We start from the raw sequence: 17551 nt of genomic DNA on the forward strand, positions 1-17551 counted from the left end.
GTTTCAGGATGTGCAGCACCTCATCCTTGTATGGCAGTTGTTGATGTTTTCTCTTCTCACATTTGCAGTTGGAAAATTACTCCACTGGATACCGGTCTTATTTCATCGGTAGATGCAATGAAAGACGCAAGCAGGATGCCAGAGACGGTGGTTTGAACAAAAAATGAAGCTACTGAAGCCGTGTTCTAAGGTAGTGTTCCTCACAATAGCTAGTGGCAAGTAATGGCCGGAAAGTACTCAAATGATGGATTGGACCCCAATAGTTTTCGTGATCTTTAAACTTCTCGTGCTCGGCACAGGCATGTTTTTCGCCATCAAATGGCATTACGATCAAGGGAACAAGGAAAAGGATAGGGGAATGGAGATGCGCGCAGTGCTGCGCACGAGCGGCAAGGTGATCGTAGTGTTCACGCTGTTGTTACTGGGCTTGGGCCTGATTACCTTCGTCCTTAGCAGCCTGAGCGGTTTGGATATGACCTTCCCATGATGGCAAAAAATAGTTGGCCAATAGCGATTAATGTGCCAGCGTCTTCCGTATGAAATTATTGAACTAACGGAAGCCTTAGCTAGCTTCATTTCTTCAGAAAAAAAAAGAGAGAAAAATCTGCTGGGGAAATGTTGAGGTAAATTCCTCGGAAAGAAAAAAGGCCAATCGCATGATTGGCCTGAATCCTTGATTTTATTGGTCGGGACGGTGTGATTCGAACACACGACCCCGTGCACCCCATGCACGTACGCTACCAGGCTGCGCTACGCCCCGACGCTAAGCGAAAGATTATAGTGCATGAATGGCGTTTTTACCATGCTTGCCAGTGTCGTTTTGCAGAAAATCCCCGAAAGAATTTAACAATTTATTTTGAATATTTGACTAAAATATTTTCATATTTCCTGAAAAGCTGTAAAAATACAGTCACACAGGTCGCATGCGTGAATTCCTGATGTTATTGACGTGAATTGGCGCTGCGGTGGGGAATAAAACTACACAACATACATATTTATGACCATAAAAATCAGTCAGAATTTCGACGCGGGAGCGATCGAAGTGGTGAAGGCGGACGAGGCAGATGCAATCGAACTGAAGTTGCGTAAAGATTCACATGCCGATATCTGGCAATGGTTTCATTTCCGTTTGCAAGGTGCGCGTCATCAGGAAACAGTGATGCGTATTCTGAATGCCGGCGAGGCGACTTATGCCAAGGGCTGGGAAAATTATCGTGCGGTGGCTAGTTATGACCGTGAAACCTGGTTCCGCGTTGATACGGAGTTTGATGGCAAGGTGATGACGATACGTCATACGCCCGAATACGACAGTGTATATTACGCGTATTTCGAGCCGTACAGCTGGGAACGTCACCTCGATTTGCTGAGCAGTGTTCAACATTCACCGTTGGTCGAAGTGGTGGATCTGGGTAATACCGTTGATGGCCGCGATCTGAATATGGTTGTCGTCGGTGATCCGGCTGCTGAGAAAAAGGTCTGGATAATTGCACGTCAGCATCCGGGCGAGACGATGGCAGAATGGCTGGTCGAAGGTACTTTGGGTGCTTTGCTTGATCCGTCCAATCCAATTGCACGCAGTATTCTGCAGAAGGCAGTGCTGTATATCGTGCCGAATATGAATCCTGATGGCGCTGCGCGCGGCAATCTGCGCACGAACGCGGCTGGTGCCAATCTGAACCGTGAATGGATGACGCCGACTCTGGCAACGAGCCCGGAAGTATTCCATGTAAAAAACAAGATTCACGAAACCGGTTGCGATCTGTTCCTCGATATTCATGGCGACGAGGCTTTGCCGTATGTATTTGTGGCAGGCAGTGAAATGATCGAAGGCTTCACTGAGAAGCAGGCAAAAGAGCAGCAAGTGTTTGTCGATAGCTTCTGCGCTGCCAGCCCTGATTTCCAGACCAAGTTTGGTTACGAGGCGTCGAAATACAATGAAGACATGTTGAAGTTGGCTTCCAAGTATATTGGTCACACCTTTAAATGTGTGTCGCTGACACTGGAATTACCGTTCAAGGATAATGCGAATTTGCCGGATGCAGAAACCGGATGGGATGGCGCCCGCAGTATCAAACTGGGTGAGGCGATGTTGCAACCGATTCTGGCTTCCTTGAATAGCTGAAACGGTTAATCAATAAAGAAAAAGACACCAGCGGTATTTGCACGGTGTCTTTTTTTTTGCGCGCTGGTTCAGCGTACATTACTTTATGCTGCATTGAATTCACAAGGATGCGTACAAATGAAAAAAATTATATTCGTTTTAGCTTTTTGTATTTCAGTAAGTAGCTATTCAAAAGATCAAGAAAATAATAATGAATGCAAAATAGACGCGATTTCAGAAAGTGAAATTTTAAATTTACCGTTGGATGTTTTTGACTCGGAGGAAAAAGGATGGCGTAGGTTTTCTCTAATGGGTTGCTATGCAGAGGCGGTTAAAATCATTGATAAATATAATGATAAAAATGGAGCTACTTATCGTACTAATTTCCATCAAGCCCAACTTCAACTCTACCTTGAGCATTATCCAGAAGCGAAGGCATTACTCTACAAATCATTGAGAGCAGACCTGCCTATCGATCCAACATTTAAGTGGAATGAATATGTACTTGGTCATGTTGCTTTTATTGATAAAGATAAACCATCCTTAGATTTTTACATTTCAAAGCTTCAGCAATATAACGCTGATATCAGGAATCAGATGAATATAAAACTCTTGATTAAGATGTCCAACAAATTGGATAGCCCATATCCATCAATTTTCTCATTCCCAAAAAAATAGATGGAAACTTTGGATTTCAACGTAGTACGTAAGACGTACATTAACAATGCATGTTGACTAGTAGTTTTGTCTGTACATAAGAATTGATTGATAAACTGTACCATATTGAAAATTGATTTCCTACGATGCAAAGCAATAAGGTGAAAAGGACATGGGGATAGAAATAGAACGTAAGTTTCTCGTCGTTGGCGATGAGTGGAGGCAGCAGGGCGTGGCAACTTATTTGCTTCAGGGCTATATCAGTGCTGAACCCGGGCGTATCGTGCGCGTACGGATTGACGGTGATGCTGCGATGCTGACGATTAAAGGCTTGTCGACTGGCATTGCTTGCGGTGAGTGGGAATATGCGATTCCGGTGGCGGATGCGCAGGCCTTACTTGATCAGGTGTGCCAGCAACCATTGATAGAGAAAAAACGTTACCGCATTGCTGCCGGTGATCTGGTCTGGGAAGTCGATGAATTTTTTGGTGACAACGCTGGCTTGGTTGTCGCGGAAGTGGAATTGCAATCAGAAGATCAGGTGTTTGAACGACCTTCGTGGCTGGGAGAAGAAGTCAGCCATGATCGTCGCTATGCAAATGCAAATTTGCTGAAGCAGCCCTACAGTTCGTGGGCGAAGTAATGTCTCGGTTTGAATGATGGAGATGGGAAATGGCAAATCATGAACGCTGATTTGCCATTTTTTGAGCTCGAAATTTTCCTGATCAATAACAACGCGCAATCGACTCCGCAACGCAGACAGGTTTGTCGCTGCCTTCACGTTCTATGCTGACTTCCCAGGCCATTTGCGCACCGTCTTTAATGTCATCGACCTGCAGCAATGTCAGGTGCGCGCGCAAACGGCTGCCGACCGGCACCGGTGCCGGAAAGCGGACTTTATTCAGTCCATAATTCACGCCCATTTTGACGTAACTTAGGTGCAGCGCGTCTGCCATCAGCATGGGTAGCAAAGAGAGGGTCAGGAAACCGTGCGCAATCGGACCACCAAACGGGGATTCTTTTTTTGCCCGTTCCACGTCGATGTGTATCCATTGATGATCGCCAGTGGCATCGGCAAAGGTGTTCACTCTTTCTTGAGATATGCTGATCCAGTCTGAGCTTGCCACCTGCGTGCCAACCAGCGATTTGAGTTCTGCGAGGGATTTGATTTCACGCATATCATGCTCCTGATGCTTGCGGGCGACGGCCAAACATGCCCATGCCATTGATGGTGCAGACGAGTTGACCATCCTGATTGACTGCTTTCCAGACCGTATTAACGACACCCCGGTCTGGTTTAGATGTAGACGGTTTGACTGAAACAGTTTCGGCGCTGACGGTCAGTGTATCGCCGGGGCGCACAGGCAATATCCAGCGCACTTCGTCCACGCCGGGCGACCCCATGCTCGACGAATCGGCAATGAAACCATCGACCACCATGCGCATGATCATGCTGCAGGTGTGCCACCCGCTGGCGATGACGCCGCCGAAGATCGAGGCTTTAGCAGCGTCTTTATCGACGTGAAAAGATTGCGGATCGAATTGCTGCGCAAAGTGGATGATTTCTTCTTCAGTAACGGTGCGTTGTCCCAGCGGAATCACGCTGCCGGGAATGAAATCTTCAAAATACCAGGTGAATTGCTTGGTCGTCATACGGTCTCCTTGATGACATTATTTTTATCAGGTTTTATCTGATTTTTACGTTTTTTTAGCTTTCTCTGAGTATTCATGCGCTTCTCAGCCCATTTTTGCTCTGACAGGCGCATGAATATTCAGGTGTTGTTCTTACTATCGCCGCTTAAACGACATTTGCCACTATGGTGTGACAGGCATAGAAAAAAGTCCCGAACAGGGTCGGGACTTTTTTTATTACGCAGCGTTTTTAAAACCAGGCTGAGCAACGAAGCGGGCCAGATGATGATCGGTATCACCAAGCGACAGCTCTATCATGGTCAGTCGTTTGAACATGTGCGCGACCGGCAATTCATTGGTTACCCCCATGCCGCCGTGTAATTGCACTGCCTGCTGGCCAATATATTTCGCGGCCTGACCGACACGTGCTTTGGCAGCTGACAAGGTGCGTCGACGTTCCTCTGCATTGTCGGACGACACTTTGACCGCCGCCAGTGTTGCCATTGAGCGAGCCTGTTCCATTTCCATGAACATGTCTGCCATCCGGTGTTGCAGTACCTGGAATTTACCGATAGGGACGCCAAATTGCTGACGTGTTTTCAGATACTCCAGTGTCGCCGAGGTGATCGCTTCCATAATGCCGATCGCTTCGGAACACAGCAAAGAAACGCCATAGTCAGACACTGCATCGAGTAATTCCCAACCGCCATCTTCGCGGCCGAGCAAGGCAATCGCAGGCACCTGAACGTTGGTAAAACTGATGTCAGCAGCACGGTAACCATCGATGGTGCGGTAATCCTGACGTGTTACACCTGCGGCATTGGTATCGACAATGAACAACTGTATGCCATTCTTGTCGCGTGCGGCACCGCTGGTGCGGGCTGAAACGATCAATTTATCGGCCTGCGCACCATGTAATACCACGGTTTTTTTACCGTTCAGCGTATAGCCATCAGCAGATTTTGTTGCTGTCGTCGCGATATCGCTTAAATCGTGACGTGATTGTTTCTCATGCAGAGCGACGGCGAGTTTGATTTCTCCGCCAGCAACCTGTTCCAGCACATCGAAATGCGCTTTTGCTTGCTTCAGAAACTCAGCCGCAAACACGGTAGCGAAATACGGTTCGATGACCAAGCCGCGTCCAAGTTCTTGCATCACGACCATCATGTCGATCGCGCTGCCACTGAAGCCCCCCTGATCTTCAGGGACAGGCAGGGCTGTCGCGCCGAGTTCTGCCAGTGCTGACCAGGCTTCTGCTGAGATACCTTCGGCAGAAGCGATAATGTGTTTGCGTTGTTCAAAGCCGTAGTCTTTTTCTACCCAACGACGAACTGCTTCGGCAAATTGTGTCTGTTCCTGTGTTAATGCGAAATCCATGGTGCTCTCCTCACAGTCCTAAAATCATTTGGGTAATGATATTTTTTTGAATTTCGTTAGAGCCACCATAAATGGAGGTCTTACGGAAGTTGAAGTAGTAAGCGGCGAGGGCAGCAGCGTCGTCGTCGTTCATGACACTGTGTTCAGTTTCGCCTTCCAGGAAAGCCGGATCAAACGGCTGCGCATATGGGCCGACTGCTTCGACCATTAATTCAGTCAGACGCTGCTGTATTTCTGTGCCTTTAATTTTCAGCAGCGAAGCTTCTGGTCCCGGACGACCGCTATCCTGAGAGATCACTCGCATCACTGTAATTTCCAGCGCCATGATTTCGATTTCCAGACTGGCGACTTTATTCGCATATACAGGATCATCGATCAGCGACTGGCCATTTTTATGATGTTCTGCGGCGACGCGCTTCAGGAATTGCAGTTCGCGTTTTGCCCGACCCACTGCAGCGATATTCGTGCGCTCATGACCGAGCAGGTATTTGGCGTAAGTCCAGCCTTTGTTTTCTTCGCCGATCAGGTTTTGTACCGGCACTTTGACGTTGTCGAAGAACACTTCATTCACTTCGTGATCTTCATCGAGCATGATGATAGGGCGTACGGTGATACCCTGCGTTTTCATGTCGATCAGCAGGAAAGAAATACCTTCTTGTTTGCGACCGTTAGGTTCTGTGCGTACCAGACAGAAAATCATATCGGCATGCTGCGCCAGCGTGGTCCAGGTTTTCTGACCATTGACGATGTAATGATCGCCGACACGTTCAGCACGGGTTTTCAGGGATGCGAGATCTGAGCCGGAGCCTGGCTCTGAGTAACCCTGACACCACCAGTCATCGCAATTCAGTATGCGCGGCAGGTAATAGTCTTTTTGCGCCTGATTACCAAATGCCATGATGACCGGCGCCACCATGTTCACGCCGAATGGCAGGATAGCCGGAGTGCCTGCACGCGCGCATTCTTCCTCGAAAATATGACGTTGCGTCGGCGTCCAGCCCGTACCGCCGTATTCTTTTGGCCAGCCTGTGGCAACCCAGCCTTGTTTCGCCAGGATCTTGTGCCAGCGGACAAAATCTTCTCTGGATAAGCGTTTGTGATTCAATACTTTTTGCTGCAGGTCGGTCGGAAGGTTTGCTTCCAGATAGCTGCGCACCTGATCCCGGAAGGCGAGATCTTCCGGTGTGTAATTCAAATCCATGTTGTCTCCTGAGGTTGAATGCCTGGATGATTGACGGTCTGTTTTTGCTGCGCGTGTGCGTTTCTATTTCTTTCTGATTTCCTTCGACAAAACTGATAACAGTTTCAGATTGAAATAAAAAAGCACGACCGTTCAAAACTTATTGTACAACGGATTTAAATTTAGGTGACTGCAAATGTGCTTGCCTGAAAAAATATCATTTCAGACGAAGCCTGGCCGAAGATTTGGCGAAGTCAACAGGCGAAATCTGCGACATAAGCGGGATAAAGATCTGATCAGCAAATGGATTGCTGATCAGATGAATGTCGGGATGGGTCAGTGGAAGTGTGCCGTGCCGGGCGACGGAGTATCGTCCGGCATTTCAGGGTGTACCAGTTCGGCATCGCGATCCGCGAATAACGGTGTGCCGCAATCGTCGCAAAATTCCATCGCAAAAATTTCGTCTAACTGGAGAATATTGCGAATGCCGCAATCATTCAGTATGTCTGGGATATCGCCAGTCAACTTTCCACTTTCGTCGAGGCTGACGGCAGCGAGCTGATCTTCGGCCTGATATAGCGGCCAGACCACGCCATAAATCACCTCCGGCGCATCGGCCAAGCAAAAGCTGATTCTGAACTCGTCAATCTGACCCGGTGTGTCCTGTACCCCACAAGAGGCAATCACGACGCTGAGTTGCGACGCTTCTTTGTTCAACGTCTGGGTCAGATAAAATATCGCTGAGCGTATCGATGCCGGTCGAATTTTGACATCAGCTTCACGGCAAGCGGTGTAAAACGCCTCTGGTAACAGGAGTTCAATGCCACACCCCGGCAACAGGTGTTTGACGGCGGGGGTAGCTTGCTCCTGCCAGGCGAGCAGCGCATTACTTTTTGCTGTTGCGCAATCATAGGGGGCTTCTAATGCCTGCCACTGAAAAATCGGCGCATCGGCTGGTGCCACCAGCACCCCAAGCACGTAGCGTATATCCGCCAGAAATGGGACGGTTTGTGCGTGTTCAGTCTCAACCGGATAACTGCTGTCTTTCAGTACCGCCAGCGCGTGACGTTCCAGTAAAGCATAAGTCTCGCAGTGATTGCGTGGCAACTGATCGATTGAATATAAATGCGGTAGCAGACGCAGCTTTGTGGTCGGCATCAGCATATTGTTCATCAGTTTTCCGGAGAGTCGCGACAGTATGTCTGCCGGAATTGCCCCTGAGGCGATTTCAAAACGGGTCCAGGCCAGCACTGGCGCTGCGATGAGTAGCGTAGTGAATTTTTTTCCTTGTATCTCAACACTGGAGCAGGTGCTGACCGTTTCCAGTGTTTCAACGAGGACTTCGTAACCGTTGGGATGGGATGCAAATAAATTCTCTGCCGCCGCATCAACGATTTCCTGATGATGCTGGTGCAGATTTTTAGAGACGTAGAAATCAAGCTTTTCCTGCCAGGTCAAATCTTCGATGCGACTCGCTGATTGTGCGACTGCCAGCGACAAATTGACCAGTCGTTGGCTTTCTGCGGCGAGCTTGATTCTATTTCGTTTTACAGGTCGGCGCATATATATCCTGGTAAGAAACGGGCGGATTATTATCTTCGCCGCGCTTCCGTCTGTGAGTGGTTAAAATTATTTTTTTGCGTACTGGGTTTTGCCAAATAAGATGTCTTTTGATTTATCAGTTTCTAATGGTTTGCGTAAATTGGCGAGAACCTGCACACCTCTCTGAACCGCAGGGCGGGCGCTGATGACATCAAACCAGCGTTTTGCATCGGGGAAATCGGCCCAGTCGATTCCCTGATTGGCAAAGGAGCGCGCCCAGGCAAAAACGGCAATATCAGCGATCGTGTATTCCTCGCCAGCGAGATACTCAGAGCTTGCCAGTTTTTTGTCGATGACGCCGTACAGGCGTCTTGCTTCATTTGTATATCGATCAATTGCGTAATCAATTTTTTCCGGTGCGTAAATGCGAAAATGATGCGCCTGACCCAGCATAGGACCAAAGCCGCCCATTTGAAACATCAGCCATTGCAGAGTGTCATATTTTTCTCTGTCAGTATTGCCGAGAAATTTGCCTGTTTTCCCAGCGAGATAAAGCAGAATGGCGCCGGATTCAAATAAAGAAATCGGCTGCCCGTCAGGGCCGTCGGCATCGACAATCGCCGGAATTTTATTGTTCGGAGAAATCGCGAGAAATTCAGGCTTAAACTGGTCGCCAGCACTGATATCAATCGGAATCGCGCGGTATGCCAGACCACATTCTTCCAGCATGATATGGATTTTGTGACCGTTCGGAGTAGGCCAGGAATAAACGTCTATCATCGTGTGCTCCCATTATGAATTTGTCGGACAGGTGTTAAATACTGATCGGATCGCTTTCTAATGCTTATTATGCAGAGGTTTGTCAATTTGCGCACAGAATCCTCTTTTTGATTGTCGTAGGATTTCTGTCTTACCAGATGCAGGGAATGATGGCATCATGCGACATCCTTGTCTTGCTTGTGTGTACAGATTGATGAAAAACAGTTCGGTTGTGCCTTATGTCGCTTTGCATTTTGCGATATTTTTATTTGGTAGTGCAGGTGTGTTGAGTAAACTGCTGGCAGTGTCGTCACTATTGTTGGTGTTCGGGCGGACCTTGTTTGCCAGCCTCAGTCTGATTCCTTTGTTGCTGATTCAGCGTGAGTTTTCTTTTCGTGCGGTGCCAAAAACGGTAATCCTGTGCGGCGCTTTACTGGCGGTACATTGGTTAAGTTTTTTTGCCGCGATGAAGGTGGCACCTGTCACCTATGGATTAATGGGGTTTGCCAGTTTTCCGTTGTTCGTGACGTGGCTGGAGCCATGGCTCTTCAAGGAAAAGAGGGATGGTAAGGACTGGTACGCGGCGTTTGCAGTGGTGATCGGTATGGCCGTGATGGTCAGCGATACTGGTAGCGGCAATATCGCGAATGCGGCAGCACAATCGCCAGTGACCGGTTTATTGCTGGGTATTTTTTCCGGGCTGACTTTTGCGTTACTGGTGCTGGCAAATCGCTGGCAGGGTGGTCATATTGCGCCATTCCGGCTGGCATTTCTGCAAAATAGCGTCGCCACTATTACCTTGCTGCCATTTGTGTTGGTGAATGGCGGGCTGAGTCAGATTTCTGCTAACGAATGGTGGGGGCTGGCACTGATGGGCGTGGTGTTTACGGCGATCTCACACGGCTTGTTCATGTATAGCCTGCGCTATGTTTCGACCCGATTCGCGAGTCTGATGACCTCGCTGGAACCCGTTTATGGCATCGCCATCGCTTATCTCGTATTACACGAAACCCCAAATCTGCGTGCCTTGATCGGCTGCGCCATCGTGATTTCAGCGACGGTGGCGGTATCGTATTGGCACGGGAAGGCACACTGATACTGCACGAAAAACGCTGGGGTTGATGGGGTGCAGAATAAAAAAGGCGAAGTTTATCTTCGCCTTTTTTATTTGAATCGAGCAAGATGAGATTGCTCTTGAGTTCAATCAGGAACGGGTGATCGGCAAGCCCAAATCTTCTTTCAGATCGATATGTTTTGCCAGTTCCAGTTTCGCAATCGCATTGCGGTGAACTTCATCCGGGCCATCCGCCAGACGCAGGGTACGGTTGCCCGCCCATTGTGCCGCCAGTGGGAAATCGCCAGAAACGCCGCCTGCACCGTGTGCCTGTATCGCCCAATCCAGTACTTGCTGCGTGACATTCGGTGCCAGCACTTTGATCATCGCAATCTCAGCCTGTGCATGTTTGTTGCCGACTGTATCCATCAGATACGCTGCCTTCATCGTCAACAAACGTGCTGTATCAATCTGTATGCGGGATTCAGCAATGCGCTCACGCCAGATGCTTTGTTCAGAAATTTTCTTGCCGAATGCGGTGCGGCTGTTCAGACGTTTGCACATTAATTCCAGCGCACGTTCTGCCACGCCAATCGCACGCATGCAGTGATGGATACGACCAGGGCCAAGGCGACCTTGAGCGATTTCAAAACCACGGCCTTCGCCGAGCAGAATATTCGACGCAGGGACACGCACATTTTCAAACAGAATTTCACAATGACCATGCGGTGCATCGTCATAGCCGAATACAGGAAGAGGGCGTTTCACCGTGATGCCCGGTGTTTTTGCATCGACCAGTATCATCGATTGCTGCGCATGGCGGGCGGCGTTGAAATCGGTTTTACCCATCAAAATGTAGACGGCGCAACGCGGATCGCCAGCACCGGATATCCACCATTTATGGCCGTTGATTACATAATGATCGCCATCGCGCTCAATGCGGGTTTCCACATTGGTGGCATCGGATGAAGCAACACCAGGCTCCGTCATCGCAAAAGCCGAGCGGATTTCGCCCCGCAGCAATGGCTCCAGCCATTGCTTTTTATGATCTTCGGTGCCGTAGCGTTCGATAGTTTCCATATTGCCGGTGTCCGGCGCGGAACAGTTGAACACTTCCGGTGCCCAACCGACGCGACCCATGATTTCGCACAAAGGCGCGTAATCCAGATTCGACAAACCCTCAGGTGCACGCGCTGATTTAGGCAGGAACAGATTCCATAAGCCTTCTGCGCGGGCTTTCGGTTTCAAGTCTTCAATGATTTGCGTTGCTATCCAGCGGTTGCCTTTTTCCAGACCATTGCGGTCGATTTCTTCTTTGTAGGCTTGTTCGTTCGGATAAATATGCTCATCCATGAAGCGCAATAATTTACCTTGCAGTTCTTTACAGCGATCTGAGTATTCGAATTCCATTTTGTCTCCGGTTTTTGTTTTCACGATGAAAATGAATTGCCTGCTGCTTGTGTTCTTAATCAACGTTAAGAACGATAAAAACCATTATGCTTGTTTCTGTACGTAGCTCCAGCCCAGTTCCGCCATTGGTCTTGCCGCTTCGCCAGATTTTTTCGCCTGCGCGCTGGATGCGGTACCGTCGACATAACGTTTCATGATGCCTTGCAAAATGCCCGCCATGCGGAACAGATTGTAAGCAAGGTAGAAATTGAAATCTTCCGGGCGTATGGTTTTACCAGTACGTTCGCAATACTTGGCGATGTATTCCTGCTCAGAAGGAATGCCGAGTGCCTTGTGATCAAGACCGGCAATGCCGCGGAACTGCCCCGGCGTCACATGCCAGCTCATGCAATGATATGAAAAATCAGCCAGCGGATGTCCGAGTGTGGAGAGTTCCCAATCCAGTATCGCCAGAATCCGTGGCTCCGTCGGGTGAAACATCATATTGTCGAGGCGATAGTCGCCATGCACGATGCTGGTGTCATCGCCGGCGGGGATATTGTGCGGCAGCCATTCGATCAGCTTATCCATGGCTTCGATTTTTTCGGTTTCCGACGCCCTGTATTGTTTCGTCCAGCGATCAATCTGACGCGCAAAGTAATTACCCGGTTTGCCATAATCAGCCAGACCGATCGCCGCGTAGTCTATGGTGTGCAGTTGGGCGATGACGCGGTTCATTTCATCGTAAATTTCACCGCGTTGCGCAGGTGTCATACCAGGCAGCGATTGATCCCATAATACCCGCCCATCGACAAATTCCATGATGTAAAACGCACGGCCAATCACGTCTTCATCGGCGCACAAAGCGTATTGTCTGGCAGCCGGAAAGCCCGCTTTATTTAAGGCATTCATGACCTTGAATTCACGTTCGATTGCGTGGGCGGATGGCAGTAACTTGGCAACTGGCCCCGGTTTGGCGCGCATTACATAACGTTGATTGCCGGCAGTTAGTTTGAAAGTCGGATTAGACTGGCCGCCTTTGAATTGTTCGACCACCAGTTGATCGGTTAGTGAGGCATCGAAGCCTTCGACATGTTGTCGCATATAGTCGGCAAGTGCGCCGATATCGAATTTCTGACGATCAGCAACCGGCATGGTGCCCATGAATTCTTCAAACATCAATGTCTCCTGGCGGATATAAATTGTTATGTGATCTTAACCCCGGATGCACTTCGGAGCAGATGGTCAAAACTATTTTAACTCAAGTAATCGAACGTTCGTACTATTTTTATTTTGTAAGAAAACAAGTATTCAAAGTACGCTCTCAGTGTGTCTAAGAATGTTGAAGGGCTTCAAACTTACGTCTGAAGCCCTTCAACGGAATGGTGCGGAAAAATGAAATGGAAAAAATTTTATAGCGAGGCCAAAAAAACGGCTCAGAATAAATTCAATACACCATCCAGCCCGACAAAGTTCAATGCGACATCGGCTTGTGCGCGGACCACGGGTTTGGCGCGAAAGGCGACGGACATGCCGGAAATTTTCATCATTTTCAGATCGTTAGCGCCGTCGCCCATCACGATGGCTTGATCTGGCGTGATGCCCATTTCTGCGCAAACGCGCTCGACGGTTCTTTTCTTTTCATCTGCATCAACGATGCCACCGACCACTTTGCCAGTCAGTTTGCCATTCTCGATTTCGAGTACATTGGCATGGGTGTGATCGAGCTGCAGGCGAGATTTCATGCGGTCGGTAAAAAATGTAAAACCGCCAGAGACCAGCAGGGTTTTCAATCCAGCTTGTTGCACCGCTTTCAGCATCTTCTCTGCACCAAGTGATAGTTGCAAACGTTCATCATAGACGCGTTGTAGCGCAGACGCATCCAGTCCTTTGAGCAGCGCAACCCGGCGCGTCAGGCTTTCGCAGAACTCGAGTTCACCGCGCATGGCAGCTTCGGTGATTTCTGCCACTTGCGGTTTCAAACCTTGCATGTCCGCGATTTCATCGATGCATTCGATGGTGATCAGGGTTGAATCCATATCCATCGCGACCAGTTTGAAGTCACTGAGGGCGCGTGCCTGCGCCTGCGCTGTGACATCCAGCGCAGCATCGAAGCATTGCTGCTGTATCCGCGCCCATGCCGCATCGTCAAGGCTGACGCCGTTGAGACGCAGCGCGTAGTCATTCAAGTGCTTCGATGTCTTCGCCTTGCTGTGTTCAATAATTTCTTGCAGTAAAGCCTGATGCGTCCCGTGAATGGGATGCACGCCTTGTATGGTCAATTGTGTGATGGTCATGAACGGATCAATAAGTAAGGAAATCTCAGTGACAAATCAATGCAGCGCTTTGAGCGTGGTTTTGATTTGAGCAACCCGGCTCGCGAGGTCAGGCATGTTGGCAGTAATGCGCAATTTGTCCTGACCATTCAGACGGATGTGTTTGTTCTTTTGTACCAGCTCGATGATGCGCATTGCATCGATCGGTGGCTGCGGTTCAAATTGTAAAGTCGCCGCTTCGTTATGAGCATCAATCTTAATGATGCCCAGCGGTTTGGCGGCGACCCGCAGCCTATGGGTTTCCAGCAAAGACTTCACCTGTTCCGGCAGTTTGCCGAAACGATCAATCATTTCTTCCTGCATATCATCGATCGCACTGGCTTTGCTGCAATTCGCGAGGCGTTTGTATATCGACAGCCGTTCGTGAACATCGCCGCAGAAGTCGTTTGGCAATAAGGCCGGGATATGCAGATTGATTTCGGTGGTGGATGATAAAGGTGCGGCAAGGTCAGGTTCTTTGCCATTCTTCAACGCACGTACCGCTTCATTGAGCATGTCGGAATACATCTGGAAGCCGATCTCATGCATTTCGCCTGATTGATTATCTCCCAGCACTTCACCGGCACCGCGGATTTCCAGATCGTGCATCGCCAGATAAAAGCCACTGCCAAGTTCTTCCATTTGCTGAATCGCCTCCAGCCGGCGATTGGCCTGTTTGGTCAGGCCTTGTACATCATGTACCAGCAAATATGCATAGGCCTGGTGATGCGAGCGCCCAACCCGACCGCGTAACTGGTGTAATTGCGCGAGGCCGAATTTATCGGCGCGGTGCATGATGATGGTGTTCGCAGTCGGTACGTCGATACCGGTTTCGATAATTGTCGTACACAGCAGGATGTTATGCCGTTGCGCAACGAAATCACGCATGACTTTTTCCAGATCACGTTCATGCATCTGACCATGCGCCACCACCACGCGCGCTTCCGGTAAAAGCGCCTCTAACATGGCCTTACGGTTTTCTATCGTTTCTACCTCGTTATGCAGGAAGTAAACCTGACCACCGCGTTTTAATTCGCGCAAACAGGCTTCGCGGATCACGGAATCATTTTCACTGCGAACGAAAGTTTTGATCGCCAGACGTTTTTGCGGCGCTGTCGCAATGATGGAAAAATCGCGCAAGCCTTCGAGTGCCATGCCCAGCGTCCGCGGAATCGGCGTTGCAGTCAGCGTCAGTACATCGACTTCGGAGCGCAATGATTTCAGTGCTTCTTTCTGGCGAACGCCGAACCTGTGCTCTTCGTCAATAATCACCAGGCCAAGTCGGGAAAATTTTACGTCGTCCGACAATAGCTTATGCGTACCGATCACGATATCGACCGTGCCATCGCCCATCCCTTTGATTGCCTGATTGATTTCCTTGCCGGAACGGAAGCGCGATAATTCAGCGATTTTGACCGGCCAGTTAGCAAAGCGATCGGCAAAGGTCTGGGCATGCTGTTCGGCAAGCAGGGTCGTTGGTGCCAGAATCGCGACCTGTTTGCCGCCCATCACTGCAACAAAAGCTGCGCGCAGCGCGACTTCAGTCTTACCAAAGCCGACGTCACCGCAGATCAGGCGATCCATAGGTTTGCCCGACGTCATATCGCCGATCACGGCGTTGATGGCTGCCGCCTGATCCGGGGTTTCATCGAAGCCGAAACTCTCAGCGAACGCTTCATAGTCTTTGGCTGAATATTCAAATGCATGGCCGTGACGGGCAGCGCGGCGTGCGTACAGGTTCAGCAGCTCTGCGGCGGTATCACGGATTTGTTGTGCGGCTTTTTTCTTCGCTTTTTCCCACTGCCCGGAACCCAGCGTGTGCAACGGTGCATCGTCCGGCGACGCGCCGGAATAACGCGAGATCACGTGCAACTGCGACACTGGCACATACAGCTTGGTTTCTTTGGCGTATTCCAGATGCAGGAATTCAGTGTCACCTTCGCCCAGATCCATGCTGATCAGCCCCATGTAACGCCCGATACCATGATTGCTGTGAACGACTGGGTCACCGATTTTAAGTTCGGATAAATCGCGCACCATGTGCTCGACTTGCGTTGTGGCTTCCTGTTTTTTGCGGCCTATGCGTTTGCCGCTGCCTGCATACAGTTCAGCTTCGGTAATGAAGGCCAGATCTTCTGCCAGCACGAAACCGGCATGTAAGGGCGCAACGCCCAGCATCAGCTTGGCATTGGCCGTCGCAAAATCAGCATAGCCTTCGCACAGACTGAGCTGGATATTGTATTCATTGAAGTACTGCTGCAAGGTCTCGCGACGACCGGCAGTTTCGGCGCAAATCATTACGCGTTTATCCGTCTGCAGCAGGAAAGAACGTAAATTCGTCAGCGGATCATCCGCACGGCGATTGACTGCGATATCTGGCAGAAAGCTCGATACTTCCGATGCGGCAGCGTTTTTTTCGGTGTCACTGATGACCCAGCGCGCCTGTGTTTTCAGGGCTGCAAAAAAATCTTCGTCACGCAGGAAAACAGATTCAGGTGGCAACACCGGGCGCTCACGATCCGATTTCAGGAATTGATAACGTGAGCGGGTATCGGTCCAGAAACGTTGTATCGTCTCGTCGATATTGCCGACCAGCGCGAAATGCGGTGCTTCGGGCAGATAATCGAACAGAGTTGAAGTTTGCTCAAAAAACAGCGGCAGATAGTATTCAATACCGGCAGACGCAATGCCATTGCCCATATCTTTGTATATCGATGAGCGCGACGGATCGCCTTCGAATGTTTCGCGCCAGCGGCTGCGAAATGCTACCCGTGCCGGTTCATCCATAGGGAATTCGCGCCCTGGCAGCAGTCGAACTTCCGGCACCGGATACAAAGAACGCTGGGTATCAGCATCAAAGGTGCGGATGGTCTCTATCGTATCGCCAAATAAATCAAGGCGATACGGCAGGGCGGAGCCCATAGGGAATAAGTCGATCAGCCCGCCACGCACCGAATATTCACCGGGCGACATCACCTGGCTGACATGGCTGTAACCGGCCAGTGTCAGCTGTGTTTTCAGTTTTGCTTCATCCAGCGTGTCGCCTTTTTTGAAAAAGAAGGTGTAGGCGGCAAGGAAGGACGGCGGTGCCATGCGCAGCAGGGCAGTGGTCGCCGGAGCAAGCAAGACATCGCAATTGCCGTTTTGAATTTCGTACAGACTGGCAAGGCGCTCAGAAACCAGATCCTGATGTGGCGAAAAAGCGTCATACGGCAAGGTTTCCCAATCCGGCAGCAAATGGCAGCGCAATTCAGCGTTGAACCACGGTATTTCGTCCAGCAGCCGCTGGGCATCGCCGGGATTAGCGACGAACACGGTCAGCATGCGCTTTTCTGACCTCAGCGCCGTGGCGGCTTGCGCCAGTGCATACGCATCAGAAGAACCATGCAGATTGGGGAGCGCCAGACGATGGCTGGGTTTTGCTAAGGATTTACTGAAATCAAATGACATTGCGGCTAGACAGGAAGATGCCGTAAAACGATCTTACGGAACAAGATACGCGGTTAAAATGAGCGTTCAATTATAAACGAAGGGGCAGTCAGGCA

At 49.8% G+C, this 17551-nt stretch carries 15 protein-coding genes and 1 tRNA gene; 5 read left to right on the forward strand and 11 right to left on the reverse strand.

Annotated elements, in window-relative coordinates; translation table 11 throughout:
* Nucleotides 1-241: 241 nt before the first annotated feature.
* Nucleotides 242-487 carry a hypothetical protein gene (locus KDM87_RS05465; RefSeq protein ID WP_212678143.1) on the forward strand — a complete coding sequence of 82 codons (246 nt, stop codon included), beginning with the start codon at nucleotides 242-244 and terminating at the stop codon, nucleotides 485-487.
* Between the two features lie 196 nt (nucleotides 488-683).
* On the opposite strand, the gene KDM87_RS05470 is transcribed toward KDM87_RS05465, so the two are convergent.
* Nucleotides 684-760, reverse strand: a tRNA-Pro gene (locus tag KDM87_RS05470).
* Between the two features lie 237 nt (nucleotides 761-997).
* Between KDM87_RS05470 and KDM87_RS05475 the strand changes: the two genes are divergently transcribed.
* The 3 genes from KDM87_RS05475 to KDM87_RS05485 all read left to right on the forward strand — a co-directional run bounded on the left by KDM87_RS05475 (nucleotide 998) and on the right by KDM87_RS05485 (nucleotide 3401).
* Entirely contained in the window at nucleotides 998-2122 is a 1125-nt protein-coding gene (locus tag KDM87_RS05475; RefSeq protein WP_212678144.1) for a M14 family metallopeptidase, read from the forward strand.
* A 117-nt stretch (nucleotides 2123-2239) separates the two neighbouring features.
* Nucleotides 2240-2779: a hypothetical protein gene (locus KDM87_RS05480; RefSeq protein ID WP_212678145.1), complete on the forward strand. Its 540-nt coding sequence runs from the start codon at nucleotides 2240-2242 to the stop codon at nucleotides 2777-2779.
* 151 nt (nucleotides 2780-2930) lie between these two features.
* Nucleotides 2931-3401 (forward strand): CYTH domain-containing protein, encoded by a 471-nt coding sequence (locus KDM87_RS05485; protein ID WP_212678146.1) that lies wholly within the window; start codon nucleotides 2931-2933, stop codon nucleotides 3399-3401.
* Nucleotides 3402-3483: 82 nt separating this feature from the next.
* Here the strand turns inward: KDM87_RS05485 and KDM87_RS05490 are convergent, their stop codons facing one another.
* From KDM87_RS05490 to KDM87_RS05515, 6 genes are all read right to left on the reverse strand, one after another.
* On the reverse strand, nucleotides 3484-3936 hold the full coding sequence (locus tag KDM87_RS05490) for a MaoC family dehydratase (RefSeq protein ID WP_212678147.1): 453 nt from the start codon (nucleotides 3934-3936) through the stop codon (nucleotides 3484-3486).
* A 1-nt stretch (nucleotide 3937) separates the two neighbouring features.
* Entirely contained in the window at nucleotides 3938-4411 is a 474-nt protein-coding gene (locus tag KDM87_RS05495) for a MaoC family dehydratase (protein WP_212678148.1), read from the reverse strand.
* A 216-nt stretch (nucleotides 4412-4627) separates the two neighbouring features.
* Nucleotides 4628-5767: an acyl-CoA dehydrogenase family protein gene (locus tag KDM87_RS05500; protein ID WP_212678149.1), complete on the reverse strand. Its 1140-nt coding sequence runs from the start codon at nucleotides 5765-5767 to the stop codon at nucleotides 4628-4630.
* Nucleotides 5768-5777: 10 nt separating this feature from the next.
* Nucleotides 5778-6968, reverse strand: a complete 1191-nt coding sequence (locus KDM87_RS05505) for an acyl-CoA dehydrogenase family protein (RefSeq protein WP_212678150.1) — start codon at nucleotides 6966-6968, stop codon at nucleotides 5778-5780.
* Between the two features lie 315 nt (nucleotides 6969-7283).
* The gene (locus tag KDM87_RS05510; RefSeq protein ID WP_212678151.1) at nucleotides 7284-8510 is read right to left on the reverse strand and encodes a DUF2863 family protein; all 1227 of its coding nucleotides are present in this window, start codon (nucleotides 8508-8510) and stop codon (nucleotides 7284-7286) included.
* Nucleotides 8511-8576: 66 nt separating this feature from the next.
* Nucleotides 8577-9269 (reverse strand): glutathione binding-like protein, encoded by a 693-nt coding sequence (locus KDM87_RS05515; RefSeq protein WP_212678152.1) that lies wholly within the window; start codon nucleotides 9267-9269, stop codon nucleotides 8577-8579.
* 193 nt (nucleotides 9270-9462) lie between these two features.
* On the opposite strand from KDM87_RS05515, the gene KDM87_RS05520 reads away from it, so the two are divergent.
* Complete coding sequence (locus tag KDM87_RS05520) at nucleotides 9463-10344, forward strand: DMT family transporter (RefSeq protein WP_212678153.1); 882 nt, start codon at nucleotides 9463-9465, stop codon at nucleotides 10342-10344.
* 108 nt (nucleotides 10345-10452) lie between these two features.
* Here KDM87_RS05520 and KDM87_RS05525 read toward each other — a convergent pair whose 3' ends face one another.
* From KDM87_RS05525 to mfd, 4 genes are all read right to left on the reverse strand, one after another.
* Complete coding sequence (locus KDM87_RS05525; protein WP_212678154.1) at nucleotides 10453-11712, reverse strand: acyl-CoA dehydrogenase family protein; 1260 nt, start codon at nucleotides 11710-11712, stop codon at nucleotides 10453-10455.
* Nucleotides 11713-11796: 84 nt separating this feature from the next.
* Nucleotides 11797-12870 carry a phosphotransferase family protein gene (locus KDM87_RS05530; protein WP_212678155.1) on the reverse strand — a complete coding sequence of 358 codons (1074 nt, stop codon included), beginning with the start codon at nucleotides 12868-12870 and terminating at the stop codon, nucleotides 11797-11799.
* 257 nt (nucleotides 12871-13127) lie between these two features.
* Nucleotides 13128-13988: a phosphoserine phosphatase SerB gene (gene serB, locus KDM87_RS05535; RefSeq protein WP_212678156.1), complete on the reverse strand. Its 861-nt coding sequence runs from the start codon at nucleotides 13986-13988 to the stop codon at nucleotides 13128-13130.
* 36 nt (nucleotides 13989-14024) lie between these two features.
* Complete coding sequence (gene mfd, locus KDM87_RS05540; protein WP_212678157.1) at nucleotides 14025-17456, reverse strand: transcription-repair coupling factor; 3432 nt, start codon at nucleotides 17454-17456, stop codon at nucleotides 14025-14027.
* Nucleotides 17457-17551: the final 95 nt, after the last annotated feature.

This window comes from Cognatundibacterium rivi, from assembly GCF_018139565.1.
Classification (GTDB): Bacteria; Pseudomonadota; Gammaproteobacteria; order Burkholderiales; family Burkholderiaceae_D; genus Undibacterium; species Undibacterium rivi.

Bases quoted from the DNA above. Each gene is read 5' to 3' on its own strand.
- KDM87_RS05465 (WP_212678143.1), top strand. From the start codon at position 242: ATGATGGATTGGACCCCAATAGTTTTCGTGATCTTTAAACTTCTCGTG.
- KDM87_RS05475 (WP_212678144.1), top strand. From the start codon at position 998: ATGACCATAAAAATCAGTCAGAATTTCGACGCGGGAGCGATCGAAGTG.
- KDM87_RS05480 (WP_212678145.1), top strand. From the start codon at position 2,240: ATGAAAAAAATTATATTCGTTTTAGCTTTTTGTATTTCAGTAAGTAGC.
- KDM87_RS05485 (WP_212678146.1), top strand. From the start codon at position 2,931: ATGGGGATAGAAATAGAACGTAAGTTTCTCGTCGTTGGCGATGAGTGG.
- KDM87_RS05490 (WP_212678147.1), bottom strand. From the start codon at position 3,936: ATGCGTGAAATCAAATCCCTCGCAGAACTCAAATCGCTGGTTGGCACG.
- KDM87_RS05495 (WP_212678148.1), bottom strand. From the start codon at position 4,411: ATGACGACCAAGCAATTCACCTGGTATTTTGAAGATTTCATTCCCGGC.
- KDM87_RS05500 (WP_212678149.1), bottom strand. From the start codon at position 5,767: ATGGATTTCGCATTAACACAGGAACAGACACAATTTGCCGAAGCAGTT.
- KDM87_RS05505 (WP_212678150.1), bottom strand. From the start codon at position 6,968: ATGGATTTGAATTACACACCGGAAGATCTCGCCTTCCGGGATCAGGTG.
- KDM87_RS05510 (WP_212678151.1), bottom strand. From the start codon at position 8,510: ATGCGCCGACCTGTAAAACGAAATAGAATCAAGCTCGCCGCAGAAAGC.
- KDM87_RS05515 (WP_212678152.1), bottom strand. From the start codon at position 9,269: ATGATAGACGTTTATTCCTGGCCTACTCCGAACGGTCACAAAATCCAT.
- KDM87_RS05520 (WP_212678153.1), top strand. From the start codon at position 9,463: ATGAAAAACAGTTCGGTTGTGCCTTATGTCGCTTTGCATTTTGCGATA.
- KDM87_RS05525 (WP_212678154.1), bottom strand. From the start codon at position 11,712: ATGGAATTCGAATACTCAGATCGCTGTAAAGAACTGCAAGGTAAATTA.
- KDM87_RS05530 (WP_212678155.1), bottom strand. From the start codon at position 12,870: ATGTTTGAAGAATTCATGGGCACCATGCCGGTTGCTGATCGTCAGAAA.
- serB (WP_212678156.1), bottom strand. From the start codon at position 13,988: ATGACCATCACACAATTGACCATACAAGGCGTGCATCCCATTCACGGG.
- mfd (WP_212678157.1), bottom strand. From the start codon at position 17,456: ATGTCATTTGATTTCAGTAAATCCTTAGCAAAACCCAGCCATCGTCTG.